Source organism: Moorena sp. SIO4E2, from assembly GCF_010671945.1.
Lineage (GTDB): Bacteria > Cyanobacteriota > Cyanobacteriia > Cyanobacteriales > Coleofasciculaceae > Moorena > Moorena producens.
This window is the reverse complement of record NZ_JAAHIE010001161.1, coordinates 1-1,564: the sequence shown is the minus strand read 5'-3', so window position 1 is coordinate 1,564 and position 1,564 is coordinate 1. Positions and strand designations below refer to the sequence as shown.

The window sequence follows — 1,564 nt, the reverse complement described above, 5'->3', positions numbered from 1 at the left end:
TTAATCGCTGTTTTGACCCAATCGCCTTCAACATAAATTGCTGTGTTCAGTGCATCTCTCAGTTCATCCTCGTTTTGAGCATTAGTAAAAGTTTTGCCCTCATAAACAGCACGACCTCGACGATAGGTAAATTCTCCAGCTACTGTAACAAAGGAGAAAACAGGAATGATTTCATCATTCAAAGCATCAGCCAAGGTGTAGCGAAAATCTGGTAGACATTCGTAAACGTTTTCTTGTACTTCGGAATAATTCACCCAGTTCCCTAAAATTTTATTATTATCAGAACGGAAAGGGGTTCCAGAAGTCATTAAACGATGAGATATAACATGGTCAGGAAAAGCTACTTCACAAGCTTGACCAAATGCAAGGTCAGAACTTGCATGATGCACTTCATCAAGAATCACAAATATTTTGCCAGCCAAAGGTCTATTGAAGCTGTTTCTCAAAGACTCAGCGTTACCTGATTTGGTGAGCCAATGATAGCTGATAACACTACCGTGATAGTCATTCTGAAGCAATTCGTTTGGAGTAGGCAGTCTGCCTAATCTTGTGTCCGTTCCAGAGTAATAAAGATTAAGCCCAAAAAGATCAGCAGCATCTTGAGCATATTGTCTTTTTAGGTGTTCGGCAGGAACAACGACAACAACAAAACGCCAGTCAAAACCATTTTTAAGAGAATTATAAGCATATAAAGCCCCTCCTGTTTTTCCTGATGAGGTACAAGCCTCTACTAAAAAGTTTCTTTCCGGGTTGGTCTGGTACTCCCGGACAAATCGTTCTTGCCAGTCTCTAGGGACAAAATTCTGGGACATAGTCATCTTCCATTGGTTACAATTGATTTATTTTGCATCTCGTGCGTAGTGCCTTTGTATCTCGTATCTCAACTATATCACATCTGTATCTCAAAAGTATGGCGAAAACTGGCAAAGATAAAACGATATCGATCCGTTTATCTCAATTAATGCTTGAGGCACTAGACGCTCGCGCAGTACTTGATGAGAAAGACAGAACTCAAGTCATTAGGCAGGCTATCTCTGAGTATTTAGACTTACCAGAAGAATCTGTTGAGGATAAATTGGTAGTACTGGAAAGAAAACAAAAATCTCTTGATACACTTCTCAGCAAGCTCCGCCAACAACTTCAATGTGAAACTCAAAGAACAGATGCGCTAGAAATCCGTATGGAGGAACTGAGCCGCATCATGTCTACTTTTTTGGAGCACATAAAATAGCATCATAGTTGTACTCATGGCATATTTATGGTTTTATTCTTAACCAAAGGCAAACTTATGATTCTATTTATTTGGGAAATATTGTGGCCTTCGCCCCCTGACTGCCGGACACAAGTGCCTCAAAGCCTGATTATGCCTGGGTGATGGGATGCTTGATGAGATGTTTTTGGTGATTGGGATATTTTGAGTTTGATTTGATTAAGTACCTGTTTGAGTTTCATGGCTGCTAACTAGGGATAAATGCAACATAGAGGTTTTCAGTGACTTAATATGCTCATCGAATGTGCTTATTAAGTCCTGTTATTACCTTTCCCTAGGTAATAACAGGACTTA

The 1,564-nt window shown here is 39.8% G+C and carries 2 protein-coding genes; one reads left to right on the top strand and one right to left on the bottom strand.

What is annotated here, in order from left to right; genetic code table 11:
- The coding region (locus F6K37_RS41745) for a DEAD/DEAH box helicase (RefSeq protein WP_287257134.1) at nt 1–812 on the bottom strand (812 nt) is incomplete at its 3' end.
- 98 nt (nt 813–910) lie between these two features.
- Here F6K37_RS41745 and F6K37_RS41740 point away from each other — a divergent pair.
- Nucleotides 911–1,231, top strand: coding sequence for a ribbon-helix-helix protein, CopG family (locus F6K37_RS41740; protein ID WP_287257133.1), 321 nt, complete (start codon nt 911–913; stop codon nt 1,229–1,231).
- Nucleotides 1,232–1,564: the final 333 nt, after the last annotated feature.

What these genes read in the sequence shown, in the direction of transcription:
- F6K37_RS41740 (WP_287257133.1), top strand. Translation starts at nt 911, where the DNA reads ATGGCGAAAACTGGCAAAGATAAAACGATATCGATCCGTTTATCTCAA.